A 15845-nucleotide genomic window follows, 5' to 3' on the forward strand; every position below is an offset into this window, starting at 1 on the left:
AAAACTGAACGAAAAGTCGCCTTTTTTGTTTTACACGTGTTTTATGAGATGAAAAACGAAAGTTTTTCAGTGGCCTCGGACGATCCCGGCAACCTTTTTATTTACGCTTTTAATTTCGACATCGCAATTTCTGCCGCTGCAATTGTCGCTTCAATATCTGCATCACTATGTGCTGTTGATAAGAATAATCCTTCAAATTGAGAAGGTGGTAAGAATACACCTTGCTCTACCATTTCACGATAGTAAGCTGCGAAGAACTCTAAGTTAGACGTTTTTGCTGCATCGTAGTTAATAACTGGTTCATTCGTGAAGAATATACCTATCATTGAACCTGCGCGGTTTATATGATGCGGAATACCGTGTTTTTCAGCCGCTTTACGCAGGCCATTTTCTAACATTTCAGCTTTACGCTCAAACTCTTGATAACACTCTGGCGTTAATTGTACTAATGTTTCATAACCTGCAGTCATTGCTAAAGGATTACCAGATAATGTACCTGCTTGGTAAATCGGTCCGCTCGGTGCAACTTGACGCATAATTTCCGCTTTACCACCGTATGCTCCTACTGGTAGGCCGCCACCGATTACTTTTCCTAAACAAGTTAAATCAGGTGTTACACCGTAATAACCTTGTCCACAGTTGTAAGCAACGCGGAATCCTGTCATCACTTCATCAAAAATAAGCAATGCACCATTTTGCTCTGTCACTTCACGAAGTCCTTCTAAAAATCCTTGTTGTGGTGGAACTACTCCCATATTTCCTGCCACTGGCTCTACGATAACACAAGCAATATCGTCACCGAATTGCTCGAACGCATATTTTACACTCTCCAAATCGTTATACGCTACTGTAATCGTATTTTTCGCTACACCTTCAGGTACACCTGGGCTATCTGGTAAACCAAGCGTCGCAACACCTGAACCTGCTTTAATTAATAGCGAATCACCATGACCATGGTAACAACCAATAAATTTCAAAATTTTATTACGACCTGTATAACCGCGTGCTAGACGAAGGGCACTCATCGTCGCTTCTGTTCCTGAATTTACCATACGTACAATTTCAATCGATGGCACACGCTCAATTACAAGCTGCGCTAATTTATTTTCAATCTCTGTTGGCGCACCAAAGCTCGTTCCTTTTTCAGCAACAGCTTTTAATGATTCCACAACACGTTCATTTGCATGTCCGTGAATAAGCGGTCCCCATGATAATACGTAGTCGATATATTCGTTCCCGTCAATATCATACACTTTAGAGCCTTTTCCGCGCTCCATAAAAAGCGGATTCATACCAACGGACTTAAATGCACGAACTGGGCTATTTACGCCGCCAGGCATTAAATCTTGCGCTGTTTCAAACGCTTCAATCGATTTATCAAACTTTTTCATTATTGTATTCCTCCTTCTTGTAACCATCGTGCTGCGTCTTTCGCATGATACGTAATAATTAAATCTGCTCCTGCACGTTTCATGCTCAATAGTTTCTCAAGTACAATCTCTTTTTCATTAATCCAACCATTTTGCGCTGCCGCTTTAATCATTGAGTATTCTCCGCTCACATTATAAGCCACGATTGGTAAATTGAAATTGTTTTTCACATCGCGAATGATATCTAAGTAAGAAAGGGCCGGTTTTACAATTAAGAAATCCGCTCCTTCCATTACATCTGATTCAGCCTCACGGAATGCTTCCATACGGTTTGCTGGATCCATTTGATACGTTTTACGATCACCAAATTGCGGTGCACCGTGCGCAGCATCGCGGAATGGACCGTAAAATGCAGACGAGTATTTCACAGCGTATGACATAACCGGTACGTGTGCAAAACCGTTCTCATCTAACGCATGGCGAATCGCCGTTACAAATCCATCCATCATGTTAGATGGTGCGATAATATCTGCTCCTGCTTTTGCTTGGCTCACTGCTGTTTTTGCAAGAACTTCAAGTGATTCATCATTTAAAATGATTCCATCCTCAATAACCCCGCAATGCCCATGGCTTGTATATTGGCATAAACATGTATCCGCCACTACTACTAACTCTGGAAACTGCTCTTTAATTTGTTTGATCGCACGTTGTACAATGCCGTGTTCACAAAATGCAGAAGATCCAACTTCATCTTTTTCAGCAGGCAAACCAAATACGATAACAGAACGAATACCTAAATCTACCACTTCATGCATTTCAGCTTGCAGAAGATCTAAAGAAATTTGATATACATCCGGCATAGAAGGAACTTCGTTACGAACATTCTCTCCTTCTAATACAAAAATAGGATAAATAAAATCTTCTGTATGTAAAAATGTTTCACGTACAAGCACACGCATATTTTTGCTTTGTCTTAAACGACGATGACGATTAAATTGTAAAGAATTCATAGATTTCTATCTCCCATTCTTTTTATTTAGACTATGCATTTTGATTATATTTTGAAATGCACTGTATTAATGCTTCTACTGTATATTCTTTTGGAACGATTACACCAGCAAAATAACGCCTTGCCTCTTGCTCTGTTATCGGTCCTATACAAGCAATTGTACATTTTTTTGTCCATTCTCTCCAGTTTGTGCCCTCAAGTAATTTCACAAAGCTTGTAACAGTAGAGGGACTCGTAAATGTAACAACATCTACCTTACCTAACTCTAGAGCTGCGATAAGGTCTGGCTGCTTCTCATAATTTGTTTTCGTTTCATACACAACAAATTCTTCTAAAAACACATCAAGATCGCGGAGTTTATTTGGAATAATATCTCTAGCTAAATTCCCTTTTGGAAATAAAATGCGTTCTGTCCCGTTTAACTCTCTTACAAATTCTAAAACGAAAGCTTCCGCGACAAAAGTCTTTGGGACAAAATGAACCTCATAACCCCGCTTTTCTAATTCTTGCCCTGTTTTCACCCCTACTGCAGCAATGCGAACAGTAGGGGGTATTTCCTGACACAAACCATCTAAAAAAAAACTCACACCATTTTTACTCGTAAAAATAACCCAGTCATATGTGTGAAGCTGCTGAGATATACCTTGAAATTCCTGCTGAGATACACCTTCTATATGCAAAAGCGGAATTTCCAATGGAATTCCGCCCTGTTTTTTCACCGCTACACTCATTTGTTTTGCTTGATGCTGGGCACGCGTAATCAGTACTGTTTTGCCAGCAAGAGCATCCATGATTAATGTTGCTCCTTATTCGCAGCAAGAATGAGCTCTTTTGCTCCTTGCTTAATTAAACGATCCGCTGCCTCTAAGCCAACTTGCTCTGGATTCACACCTGTGACAATTTCTTTTAACAAGACTGAACCATCCATAGAACCGACAAGAGCTGTTAATTCAATTTCATCATTCTTCTGAAGCGTTGCATAACCAGCGATCGGTACTTGGCAACCACCTTCAAGTTTATGAAGGAATACTCGTTCAGCCGCTACTGTTCGTTCTGTTACAGCATCATTCATATGTGATAATAATTGCAATAGATCTGCATCATCCTCACGACATTCAATCGCTAAGGCACCTTGTCCTACAGCTGGTACACATAATGTTTCATCTAAGTGTTCTGTAATTACATCATCATCCCAGCCCATTCTCTGCAATCCAGCCGTTGCTAAAATGATTGCATCATAATCTTCTTCTTTTAATTTACGTAATCTCGTATCAATATTTCCACGAATCCACTTCACTTGTAAATCTGGTCTAGCAGCGAGTAACTGCGCACTACGTCGTAAACTACTCGTACCAAGAATTGCACCTTCTGCTAAGTCCTCAAATGATTCCCCGTTTTTTGAGATGAACGCATCACGCGGATCGACACGCTTTGGTATACACCCAATTGTTAATCCATCTGGAAGTACAGCTGGCATATCCTTCATACTATGTACAGCCATATCGATTTCTTTCATAAGTAGTGCGTGTTCAATTTCTTTTACAAACAAGCCTTTCCCACCTACTTTAGAAAGCGTCACATCTAAAATAACATCACCTTTTGTAACAATTTCTTTCACTTCAAATTCATATGGTAAACCAAGCGCTTTTAATTGATCAATAAACCAATTTGTTTGTGTTAATGCTAGCTTACTCTTTCTTGAACCTACAATAATTTTGCGCATAATGTTCTCTCCTCATTATAAATACCAAAAGTGGAAGTTGGATAAACTGCTTAATAGAAAAATATTGATTAACATAACGAGAAAGGCTCCAATGTTCCAGTTTATAATTTTCTTACCTTGCAATATATCTGACCCTCGTAAATATAGACCCATGCAATAGACAAACAAAACAACAAAAGACCCGATTACTTTCGTGTCATACCAATGGAAATTATCTAGTTTTGTATATCCCCATATACATCCAAGCAAAATAGCTAATAGGAAAAACGGAACAGAAAATAAATTTAATCCATATGACATCGACTCAAGCTTCGGTAAGTTTCCTAACCTTCTTAATCTTGCATTCCATTTTTTTTGTTTTAATAATCGATATTGCAACAAGTACATAATGGAAAAAATAAACGATACTGTAAACGCCGCATAGGAAATAATCGCCATTCCTACATGCACGTATACAAGCTCTGAAACTAATTGATGTGCGAGTACAGGCGACATTTTTCCGAGCGGAGTGAAAATAGAAAAAGCGCTTACGCCAAAAGCAATGACATTTGTAAAAAAGACTAAAAAGTCAATGCGCATAAATCGATTGATTACGAGTGACATTGTAATTAATAGCCACACATAAAAATAAATCCCTGACAATAATGTCAAAATCGGATTCGTCTCTGATTCCGTAGCTCGAAGTAACATAAAAATAGACTGTAATACCCATACAATCGCAAGTAACCAAAAAGCAATTCGATTCGCCTTTCGGTTACTTTGGAAATAATCTATAAAATATAAACTAATGCTACATGCATATAAAATAATTGCGATATGATAAATAATACTATTATTTAAAAAACCCATCCGATCATCCTTCCAGTTATAAAGATGGAACGGATGCTGTCCACACTCGTTTATGCTCTGGTTCTTCAATATGTTCCATGGCCGCTTCTTGCACTTCTAAATCAAAAATTTTCGCAAATAAAGCGAGCTTTTCCGTAGCTCCCTCTTCGGCCGCTAACTCTTTCGCTACTAAAATTGGATCCTTTAGCAGTTGATTGATAATACTTTTCGTATGCTTACTAATCACTTTTCTTTCACGATCACTAAGCGTTGGAATTTTTCGTGCAAGACTTTGCATCGTATCACTTTGAATCGCTAATGCTTTATCACGTAAAGCTGATATTAAAGGAACAACGCCAAGCGTATTTAACCAAGCTTTAAATATAACGATTTCCTCTTCGATCATAAGCTGAATTTTTTCCGCCTCTTTCAAACGTTCAGCACGATTGGCTTCTACTACACCTTGTAAATCATCAATATCGTACAAGAAAGAACCTTCTAGCTCATCGATTGTCGGATCAATATCACGCGGCACTGCAATATCTACCATAAATAATGGACGACCACAGCGTATACGCTCCACTCTTGTCATCATTTCTTTCGTAATCACGTAATCTGAAGCACCAGTTGAACTAATTAAAATATCCGCTTCTAAAAGCGCACACTGCAATTCACTTAACGGTTTTGCATGCCCCATATATTTCTCGGCCATTGTTTCCGCTTTCGTAAACGTACGGTTCATAACGGTCACTTTACGAGCTCCGCTTCCATATAAGTTTTGCAGGGCAAGTTCACCCATCTTTCCAGCGCCAAGAATCAAAACATGACAGTCTGTTAAATCGCCGAAAATTTTCTTTCCAAGTTCAACAGCAGCATAGCTAACAGACATGGCACTTTCACCAATTGTTGTTTCTGAATGCGCACGCTTTGCTAACGTAATGACTTGTTTGAACAATTCATTAAAAATTGTCCCTGTTGCTTTCACTTTTTGCGCCTCTAAGAAGCTATTTCGAATTTGTCCTAAGATTTGTGTTTCACCCACTACCATAGAATCTAATCCGCACGTTACACGGAATAAATGTTCCACGGCACCATCTTGTTCAAAAATAGACAAATATGGTGAAACCTCTTCTATACCAAGCTGAAACCAATCAGCTAAAAATTTCTTAATGTAATATCGTCCCGTGTGTAATTGATCGACGACAGCATAGATTTCTGTGCGGTTACACGTTGATACAATGACATTTTCTAACACGCTCTTTTGATTTTGTAACGTTGTCATTGCCTGCTCTAACTCCGCTGCCTGAAATGTTAGTTTCTCACGAAATTCTACAGGGGCTGTTCGATAATTTACACCAACAACAAGAATATGCACGCAGCATGTCCCCCTTCAACCGTTTTATCACCTTATCTACTATCATAATACAACTTTCCTGTTATGAATCTGACAATCGTGTGAACATCAACAAATTATTTTTTCTGCTTTTCACACCTAGCAGGAAATACATTACTCATCTGACTATATAAATGCAAATTGAAAAAACGACATAAAACCTAATCTTTAGGTGGGAGAGAGCATCCAGCCACGCATAGAAGCGGTCAGATCCTCTCCCTGCCCCATGCCAAGTTAAAACAAAGAGAGAAAACGAGTACATGTCACCTTTTGTTCTTCATAACAGCGACTTATATGTTAGAAAATCAAAATGTATATATACCTTACTTTATAATCATTATAAAATAATAACTCTATTTGTACGTTACCAAAAAAATCTATCAGAATCAAGTGATGGAAACTATTCCATACGAATTGAAATACTCTCTTTCTCTATCTTCTTTCATCATACAGAAAAATATGTATGATTGTTCCAAAATGTAACAACTTCTTTCATGTGACACATTACTCAAAATTTTTTCGTTGCAATGTATTTGACATCTCATTTCTTTTTCGTTATATTTATTTTACAAAATTTAATTGTGCACAATTAAAAAGGAGGGATGCTCATGAAAGATAATCCTTTGCATCTCGATAATCAGCTTTGCTTTTCTATTTATGCTTGCTCTAGGGAAGTAACACGCTTTTATCGACCTTATTTAGAAGAAATGGGTATTACGTATCCACAGTACATTACATTATTAGTACTTTGGGAGCAAGATGGATTAACTGTAAAAGAAATTGGTGAACGTCTATTTTTAGATTCCGGCACTTTAACCCCTATGTTAAAACGCATGGAAACATTAGGATTAGTTAAACGTGTTCGTTCTAAGGAAGATGAACGCAAGGTGTGCATTGAACTAACAGAACAAGGACACGCTTTAAAAGAAAAAGCATGTTCATTGCCAAAAACCATTGCTACCAATTTAGGAATTACAGAGCAAGAATACCGATCATTATTAGTTCAATTAAATAAATTAATTGAAACCATGAAACCAATAAATGATAGAAAAGGGGAATGAGGATGGAAAAATTATACACAGCAACTGTAACTGCAACAGGTGGAAGAAACGGGAAAGTTGTTTCAGAAGACGGCATTCTAAACCTTGATGTGAAGATGCCAAAAGCATTAGGCGGTATGGGCGGCGAAGCAACGAACCCAGAACAATTATTTGCAGCTGGTTATGCAGCATGCTTTGATAGTGCATTACAACTTGTTATTCGTACAAAACGTGTAAAAGTAGAAAGTACAGAAGTGACAGCTCATATTTCAATTGGGAAAGATACGGACGGTGGTTTTGGATTATCTGCTGTACTTGATGTACGTGTAGCTGGCGTTTCTCATGCTGAAGCACGAGAGCTTGTAGAAGCTGCACATGGCGTATGTCCATATTCAAAAGCGACTAGAGGAAATATTGAGGTTACATTAAACGTACTATAAGTAAACAAAAAAACGTGCGACGAATCGTCACACGTTTTTTGTTTTTGTAAACTTATGAATGGCTTTCCACGCTTCTTCTTTTCCAAGCCCTGTTTCCGATGAAAATAGAACAACTTCATCACCTTGTTCAATATCAAGCGTTTCTTTCACAACCTTCAAATGCTTTTGCCATTTCCCTTTCGGAATTTTATCGGCTTTTGTTGCAATGATGATTGTTGGAATTTCATAATGCTTTAAGAAATCATACATCATAACATCATCGTTTGTCGGCGGGTGACGTAGATCAACTACTAATACAGCCGCATCTAATTGCTCACGCGTTGTAAAATAGGTTTCAATCATTCTACCCCATGCCGCTCGCTCTGTTTTCGATACTTTCGCATATCCATAACCTGGAACATCGACAAAATGCATCATTTCATTAATTAAGAAAAAGTTGAGTGTCTGCGTTTTTCCTGGTTTAGAAGAAATACGCACTAACTTTTTACGATTTAAAATTTTATTAATAAAGGAAGACTTCCCAACATTAGAACGACCTGCTAATGCAATTTCTGGTAAGTCACCATCTGGATATTGTTCTGGTTTAACAGCACTAATGACAATATCTGCTTTTGTTACTTTCATTGTTTCACTCCTACTAATGCGTGCTCCAATACTTCGTCTAAATGAGACACAAGCACAAACGTAAGGTTTTCTTTTACGCTTTCTGGAATATCATCTAAATCCTTTTCATTTTCGGCTGGCAAAATAATTTTTGTTAAGCCTGCGCGATGAGCACTTAATGTTTTTTCTTTTAAACCACCGATTGGTAATACACGACCACGAAGGGTAATTTCACCTGTCATCCCTACTTCTTTACTGACAGGTACACCTGTCAATGCGGAAATAAGCGCCGTTGCCATCGTAATACCAGCTGATGGACCATCCTTTGGCACTGCTCCTTCTGGAACATGAATATGGATGTCATTCTTTTCATGGAAATTTGAATCGATATGAAGTTCTTCTGCACGAGAGCGAATATAACTAAATGCAGCTTGTGCGGATTCTTTCATAACATCCCCAAGTTTCCCTGTTAAAATTAATTTTCCTTTTCCTGGTGATACAGATACTTCAATTGCGAGTGTATCACCGCCAGCAGCTGTATACGCTAAACCAGTTGCCATTCCAACTTGATCTTTCGTTTCAGCTTGCCCATAACGGAATATATGTTTACCAAGCAGGTCTGTAATATTTTTTTCCGTTACAATAATACGTTTACGCTCTTCTGTTACAATAATCTTTGCTGCTTTACGACAAATCTTTGCAATTTGACGTTCTAACGTTCGAACACCAGCCTCGCGCGTATAGTAGCGAATAATTTCAAGCAGGGCTTCATCACGAATTTGTAAATTCCCTTTTCGTAAGCCATGTTCTTTTAATTGCTTCGGCAATAAATGTTCACGAGCAATATGTACCTTTTCAATCTCTGTATAACCAGCAATCGAAATAATTTCCATACGATCAAGGAGTGGACCTGGAATGCTCGCAAGCGTATTTGCAGTTGCAACAAACATTACTTTTGATAGGTCGTACGGCTCTTCAATATAATGATCGCTAAAATTATGGTTTTGCTCCGGGTCTAATACTTCTAATAATGCAGCAGACGGATCGCCGCGGAAATCATTGGACATCTTATCAATCTCATCTAATAAAAAGACTGGGTTGATTGTTTTTGCCTTCTTCATCCCTTGAATAATACGCCCTGGCATTGCTCCCACATATGTACGACGGTGACCACGAATTTCAGATTCATCACGAACACCACCAAGGGAAACACGGACAAAATTACGATTTAACGATGTGGCAATCGAACGAGCTAAAGATGTTTTCCCAACACCCGGAGGGCCTACTAGACAAAGAATTGGTCCTTTTAAAGAATTTGTTAGCTTTTGTACAGCTAAATATTCCAGTACACGTTCTTTCACTTTCTCAAGACCATAATGATCTCTATTTAAAATTGTTTCAGAATGTGCTAAATCGATCATATCCTCTGTCGCTTCTGTCCACGGAAGTGCTAATAACCAATCCAGATAATTGCGAATGACACCACTCTCTGCAGAACTTACTGGCAACTTTTCATAACGATCTAATTCTTTTAGGGCAGCTTTCTTCGTTTCTTCTGGCATTCCAGCCTCTTCGATTTTTTCGCGAAGTTCCTCTACTTCGCCGCCTTTACCTTCTTTATCACCAAGTTCTGTTTGAATCGCCTTCATTTGTTCACGCAAGAAATATTCTTTTTGCGTACGTTCCATCGAACGTTTCACCTTTTGTCCAATTTTCTTTTCTAAACTAAGTAGTTCCTGTTCATCTTGAATAATGGAAATGAGCGTATGTAATCTTTCTTTCGCTGATCTAATCTCCAAAATTTCTTGCTTTTGTTTTGTTTTAATTGGTAGATGAGAAGAAATTAAATCAGCTAGGCGGCCAGGTTCTTCAACATCTACTACTGTCGCAAACGTTTCATTCGATACTTTTTTCGAAACTTTAATATATTGCTCGAAATGTTCAAGTAACGTGCGCATTAGAGCCTTTTCTTCTAAATCGCCTTCCTCTTCCTCTGTTACTGTTTGAATAGAAACCTGTATTACATTTTCTTCTTCAATAAATTCTACAATTTCTGCTCTATGTAAACCTTCTACAAGGACACGAAGCGTACCGTTCGGCAGTTTTAATATCTGCTTTACTTTCGCTACTGTACCCACACTATATATGTCATCTTCTTTTGGATCATCGATATTCATTTCTTTTTGCATCGCTAAAAAGATGATATTTTCATCCATTGCTGCCTGCTCTAGTGCTTGTATTGATTTATCACGTCCTACATCAAGATGCAGAACCATCGTTGGATATACGAGAACGCCTCTTAATGGTAGGAGGGGCACAATTCTTTCGTTCGTATTCATACTAGACATAGCACCTCCATAATAAATTAAACTCCTGTTCAACTATTTTATATTACAATACACTTGGATGCAATTGCAGAGATTCCTTGCAATTGCAAATCTCCTACTTTTTCTTTCTCTATAAAGTGAAACTTCCAGCCGTAGGGGCCTTAGTTAACCATCACCAATCGGGCTTTTACAGGTAAGTTGCCCTACCTATTTCCCCCTCTTCTCTCTGAGCTTTGAAGTAGGGGCTTATTGCCCACGAATAGCGGGATAAAAGAAAAAGGGACCTCGCTTAAGCATACAAACTTAAACGAAGTCTGGCAAATATTACATGCTCTATTTCCCATTTACCTAAAAGGAAATCATTTCTTAGAACCCGATTTAATTTACATCGATTGTACATCGCCTTCATCTAGCTCGCGATGCACATCAATTTCACGATGCAATTTTTCCTGGACGAATGTTAACGCAAAAACTTCTTTTAATTTTCGAACAGGAATAATCTCGATACCCTTTATCGTATATAAAAATGGCTGCATGTTTTCAGCAGGAATAATAACCTTTTTCGCTCCTGCCTTTTTTGCTGCTTTTACTTTTGCATATACGCCGCCTACTGGTTTTACTTCTCCATGAATACTTATTTCTCCGGTCATCGCTATTTCGTTATTCACATACACTTGGTGAAGCGCTGAATATACACCTGTTGCCATTGCAATGCCTGCTGAAGGACCATCAATTGGAATACCACCTGGGAAATTAATATGTATATCATATCCTTCTGGTAACAAGTCTAGGGAGCGGAGCACGGTTAATACATTATCAACGGATCCTTTTGCCATACTTTTACGGCGAATCGATTTTGTTTGACTACCAATACTCTCTTCTTCCACAATTCCTGTAACATTTATCGTACCTTTTTCCGCAGCTGGAATTGCCATTACTTCAATTTCTAATAGCGCCCCTGTATTCGGCCCATATACTGCAAGACCGTTTACAAGACCGATCTTCGGAATTGGATAAATACGCTTTTCATATTTTGGAGTAAGCTGACTAGAATGTACAACCCATTCAATATCCTCATCTTTAATAAAAGAACGTCCCTCATTAATCGCCATTCCTGCAGAAATTTGCACAAGATTAATGGCTTCTCTTCCATTTCTTGCATACATGCCGATCATTTCAACACCTTGTTTTCCAATTTCCATTTTCACTTTTTCAGCTGCATTCTTCGCTACTTTTTGAATTTCTTCTGTATCAAGTTCACGGAAGAAAACTTCTAAACAACGAGAACGAATAGCAGGAGGAATTTCATCTGGAGAACGAGTTGTCGCTCCGACTAAGCGGAAATCTGCTGGTAAGCCTTTTTGAAAAATATCATGTATGTATGTTGGAATCATTGAATTTTCTTCACTGTAGTATGCACTTTCCAAAAATACTTTGCGATCTTCTAATACTTTTAACATTTTATTCATCTGGATTGGATGCAATTCACCAATTTCATCAATAAATAAAATGCCACCATGTGCATCCGTTACGGCACCTTTTTTCGGTTGTGGAATTCCTGCTTGCCCCATCGCACCTGCACCTTGATAAATCGGATCATGTACCGAGCCAATTAAAGGATCAGCAATGCCACGCTCATCAAAGCGGGCAGTTGTTGCATCTAGTTCAATAAATGTTGCATTCATACGAAATGGTGATTTTTGATTTTTCTTCGCTTCTTCTAACACAAGACGTGCTGCCGCTGTTTTCCCTACCCCAGGAGGTCCATATATAATGACATGCTGCGGGTTCGGTCCACACAGTGCTGCCTTTAATGATCTAATTCCGTCCTCTTGGCCAACAATATCTAAAAAAGATGTAGGACGTACCTTCTCGGCAAGTGGTTCTGTCAAAGAAATCTCGTGCATTTTGCGAAGTTGTTCTAATTCTTTTTTCGATTCTCGATCAATTGAAACTTTTTGTGTTCGCTGGTTTCGGAGCAAATGCCAAAAATACAATCCGACAATTACACCAAAAACAAGTTGAACAAGTAAGAATATGTTTGTCCAGCTCATAATTCATTTCCTCCCGCTATGTTTTACCATTTAGTATTTCCTGGGAGGAATAGTGCTAAACATAATAAGAAACAGCAATTATAAAAATTGCTGTTTCATTTTTACACTATGCAGATGTTTTTGTATCAAGTACAGTACCGTCTTGTAACACCAATTTTGGCGGTGCATTGTCCGCTACTGTTTCTTTTGAAAGAATACACTTCTCGATATCTTTACGAGATGGAAGCTCGAACATTACATCTAGCATTAAGCCTTCAATAATAGAGCGAAGTCCACGAGCACCTGTTTTACGTTCAATTGCTTTTTTCGCAATTTCAATCAGTGCTCCTTCTTCAAATTCCAACTCAACATCGTCAAGCTCCAATAATTTTTGGAACTGTTTTACAAGCGCATTTTTCGGTTTTGTTAAAATATCAACAAGAGCACCTTCATCAAGTGGTTCTAGGTTCGCAATAACTGGAAGACGACCAATAAACTCTGGAATTAAACCAAATCGTAAAAGGTCTTCTGGTAATACGTGAGATAAAACATGCTTTTCATTTACATCAGCATTTTTCTTCTCTGAACCAAATCCAATTACTTTTTCACCAAGGCGACGTTTAATAATTGGCTCAATGCCATCAAACGCACCACCACAAATGAATAAGATGTTCGTTGTATCAATTTGAATAAACTCTTGATGCGGATGTTTACGACCACCTTGAGGCGGAACGCTTGCTACAGTACCCTCTAAAATTTTCAGAAGGGCCTGCTGTACACCCTCACCAGATACATCACGTGTAATTGATGGATTTTCTGACTTACGCGCCACTTTATCAATCTCATCAATATAAATGATTCCTTTTTCAGCTTTCTCTACATCGTAATCAGCTGCTTGAATAAGTTTTAGTAAGATGTTTTCTACATCTTCCCCTACATATCCAGCTTCTGTTAAAGATGTTGCGTCCGCGATTGCAAATGGAACATTTAAAATACGCGCTAATGTTTGTGCCAATAATGTTTTACCACTACCTGTTGGCCCGATAAGTGCGATATTACTTTTCGCCAATTCTACATCATCAATTTTGCTGTTAGAATTGATGCGTTTGTAATGATTATATACCGCTACCGCTAATGCTTTCTTCGCATTATCTTGTCCGATTACATACTCATCTAAGATTTCACGAATTTCTACCGGTTTCGGTACATCTTTGAATTCTACTTCTTCGTCCTTCGCAAGCTCCTCTTGCACAATCTCTGTACAAAGCTCAATGCACTCATCACAAATGTAAACACCAGGACCAGCAACAAGCTTTCGGACTTGCGTTTGTGTTTTACCACAGAAAGAACATTTTAATTGCCCTTTTTCATCATTAAATTTAAACATATTTTCACACCCCTTACAAAGTGCTAATATCTTGCCTTCGTATGTACACGATAAATGTATCGTATGTAAATACATATTATGTCACTACGTGGCGAGAAATACAAATAATATGACTAGTTATGTACAAATAAAAAATTTTTAAAACTTTTGAAATATGTATATTCGACTTTAGAAGGATCATTTCCTTCTTCATCGAAAAGTTTTATAAATATATTTATATCTATATTTATAAAACAAGGCACGATCCAAAATCGCGCCTTGTTATTTTATTATGCAGCTTTGCTGTTGTCTACTAAGAAGTCTACAGCTTTACGAACTTTAATGTCTTCAGATAAAGCATCTAAGCTTCCAAGAGCTTGTGTGATAGCGTCAACTGGCATATTGTACATTGCAGCCATTTTTTCAACTTCTGCAGTTACTTCTTCTTCAGTAACTTCAATGTTTTCAGCTTCAATGATCGCTTCAAGAACAAGGTTGATTCTTACACGTTTTTGTGCATCTTCTTTCATTTGTTCTTTTAGCTTGTCAGCGTCAGTACCTGTGAATTGGTAGTAAAGCTCAAGGTTCATACCTTGTTGGCTTAAGCGTTGTTCGAATTCACGAATCATACGATCTAACTCAGTTTCGATCATAGCTTCTGGAATTTCGATTTCAGCGTTATCAGCAGCTTTTTCTACTACTTCGTCACGAACTTTGTGCTCAGCTTCGTGCTTTTTGCCTTCTTCTAAGTTTGTACGAAGTTTTGCTTTTAACTCTTCAAGAGTTGCAACTTCTTCGTCTGCATCTTTAGCGAACTCGTCATCTAAAGCTGGAAGTTCTTTTGCTTTAATTTCATGAACTGTTACTTTAAATGTTGCTGGTTTACCAGCAAGTTCTTCTGCATGGTACTCTTCTGGGAATGATACTTCAACGTCTTTTGACTCGCCAGCTTTTAGACCAATTAATTGCTCTTCAAAACCTGGGATGAATGTACCAGAACCGATTGCTAGAGAGTAGTTCTCGCCTTTTCCGCCTTCGAATGCTTCGCCATCAACGAAACCTTCAAAGTCGATTACAGCTGTATCGCCGTTTTCAGCAGTACCTTCTTCTTTAACAACTAGTTCAGCTTGACGCTCTTGTAAAGATTGTAATTCGTTCTCTACATCTTCGTCAGTTACAGTTGTTTCAACTTTTTCTACTGCTAGTCCTTTGTATTCACCTAATTTAACTTCAGGTTTTACAGTAACTTTTGCAGTGAAGATTAAGTTTTCATTTTTCTCGAACTTCTCGATGTCGATTTCAGGATGAGCAACTGGGAAGATACCAGTTTCATCGATTGCTTCACCGTATGCTTTTGGTAAGATAATATCTAAAGCATCTTGGTATAAAGATTCAATACCAAAGCGTTGTTCGAATAACGGACGAGGCATTTTTCCTTTACGGAAACCAGGTACGTTAATTGTTTTTACTACTTTTTTGAACGCAGCGTCGATAGAGTTGTTTACTTCTTTAGCATCAACTTCGATTGTTAAAACGCCAACGTTACCTTCTAATTTTTCCCATTTTGCAGCCATTTATTCTTTCCCTCCAACTATAATAATGTATGCACATACCTCTACAGATTGAGATTTTCATTATTTCTTTTTTAGAAACAACAAAAGCATGAAAGCCAATTTATTTAAGCTTTCTAATCTTCTAGCAATAAGCCTTAAG

The 15845-nt window shown here is 38.1% G+C and carries 13 protein-coding genes; 2 read left to right on the top strand and 11 right to left on the bottom strand.

The annotated features are described in order from the left end of the window. Positions 1-101: 101 nt before the first annotated feature. From hemL to hemA, 6 genes are read right to left on the bottom strand one after another with little or no spacing between them, the layout of a single operon-like run. A complete protein-coding gene (gene hemL, locus JDS96_RS05800) occupies positions 102-1391 on the bottom strand; it encodes a glutamate-1-semialdehyde 2,1-aminomutase (protein WP_003200815.1) in 1290 nt (429 codons plus the stop codon). Continuing rightward, positions 1391-2380, bottom strand: coding sequence for a porphobilinogen synthase (hemB, locus tag JDS96_RS05805; RefSeq protein WP_199666361.1), 990 nt, complete (start codon positions 2378-2380; stop codon positions 1391-1393). Before hemB ends, hemL begins: the two co-directional genes overlap by 1 nt. Positions 2381-2411: 31 nt before the next feature. Further along, on the bottom strand, positions 2412-3170 hold the full coding sequence (gene hemD, locus JDS96_RS05810; protein WP_199666362.1) for a uroporphyrinogen-III synthase: 759 nt from the start codon (positions 3168-3170) through the stop codon (positions 2412-2414). A 2-nt stretch (positions 3171-3172) separates the two neighbouring features. Continuing rightward, the gene (hemC, locus tag JDS96_RS05815; RefSeq protein ID WP_003200809.1) at positions 3173-4102 is read right to left on the bottom strand and encodes a hydroxymethylbilane synthase; all 930 of its coding nucleotides are present in this window, start codon (positions 4100-4102) and stop codon (positions 3173-3175) included. Positions 4103-4117: 15 nt separating this feature from the next. After that, positions 4118-4951, bottom strand: coding sequence for a cytochrome c biogenesis protein (locus JDS96_RS05820; protein WP_003200806.1), 834 nt, complete (start codon positions 4949-4951; stop codon positions 4118-4120). Between the two features lie 16 nt (positions 4952-4967). Beyond that, the gene (gene hemA, locus JDS96_RS05825) at positions 4968-6305 is read right to left on the bottom strand and encodes a glutamyl-tRNA reductase (protein ID WP_199666363.1); all 1338 of its coding nucleotides are present in this window, start codon (positions 6303-6305) and stop codon (positions 4968-4970) included. A gap of 626 nt (positions 6306-6931) precedes the next feature. Between hemA and JDS96_RS05830 the strand changes: the two genes are divergently transcribed. Next, on the top strand, positions 6932-7384 hold the full coding sequence (locus JDS96_RS05830) for a MarR family winged helix-turn-helix transcriptional regulator (RefSeq protein WP_016116496.1): 453 nt from the start codon (positions 6932-6934) through the stop codon (positions 7382-7384). 2 nt (positions 7385-7386) lie between these two features. Beyond that, positions 7387-7803 carry an organic hydroperoxide resistance protein gene (locus JDS96_RS05835; protein ID WP_003200800.1) on the top strand — a complete coding sequence of 139 codons (417 nt, stop codon included), beginning with the start codon at positions 7387-7389 and terminating at the stop codon, positions 7801-7803. Positions 7804-7830: 27 nt separating this feature from the next. Here the strand turns inward: JDS96_RS05835 and ysxC are convergent, their stop codons facing one another. The 5 genes from ysxC to tig form a co-directional block, all read right to left on the bottom strand. Then, positions 7831-8427, bottom strand: coding sequence for a ribosome biogenesis GTP-binding protein YsxC (ysxC, locus tag JDS96_RS05840; protein ID WP_018764396.1), 597 nt, complete (start codon positions 8425-8427; stop codon positions 7831-7833). Then, a complete protein-coding gene (gene lon, locus JDS96_RS05845; RefSeq protein ID WP_199666364.1) occupies positions 8424-10754 on the bottom strand; it encodes an endopeptidase La in 2331 nt (776 codons plus the stop codon). Before lon ends, ysxC begins: the two co-directional genes overlap by 4 nt. Before the next feature lie 362 nt (positions 10755-11116). Continuing rightward, positions 11117-12787: an ATP-dependent protease LonB gene (gene lonB, locus JDS96_RS05850; RefSeq protein WP_199666365.1), complete on the bottom strand. Its 1671-nt coding sequence runs from the start codon at positions 12785-12787 to the stop codon at positions 11117-11119. Between the two features lie 106 nt (positions 12788-12893). After that, a complete protein-coding gene (clpX, locus tag JDS96_RS05855; RefSeq protein ID WP_018764399.1) occupies positions 12894-14153 on the bottom strand; it encodes an ATP-dependent protease ATP-binding subunit ClpX in 1260 nt (419 codons plus the stop codon). A gap of 269 nt (positions 14154-14422) precedes the next feature. Next, complete coding sequence (gene tig / locus JDS96_RS05860; protein ID WP_003200787.1) at positions 14423-15706, bottom strand: trigger factor; 1284 nt, start codon at positions 15704-15706, stop codon at positions 14423-14425. Positions 15707-15845: the final 139 nt, after the last annotated feature.

The organism is Bacillus cereus group sp. N21 (assembly GCF_016483395.1).
In the GTDB taxonomy this organism is placed as follows: domain Bacteria; phylum Bacillota; class Bacilli; order Bacillales; family Bacillaceae_G; genus Bacillus_A; species Bacillus_A pseudomycoides.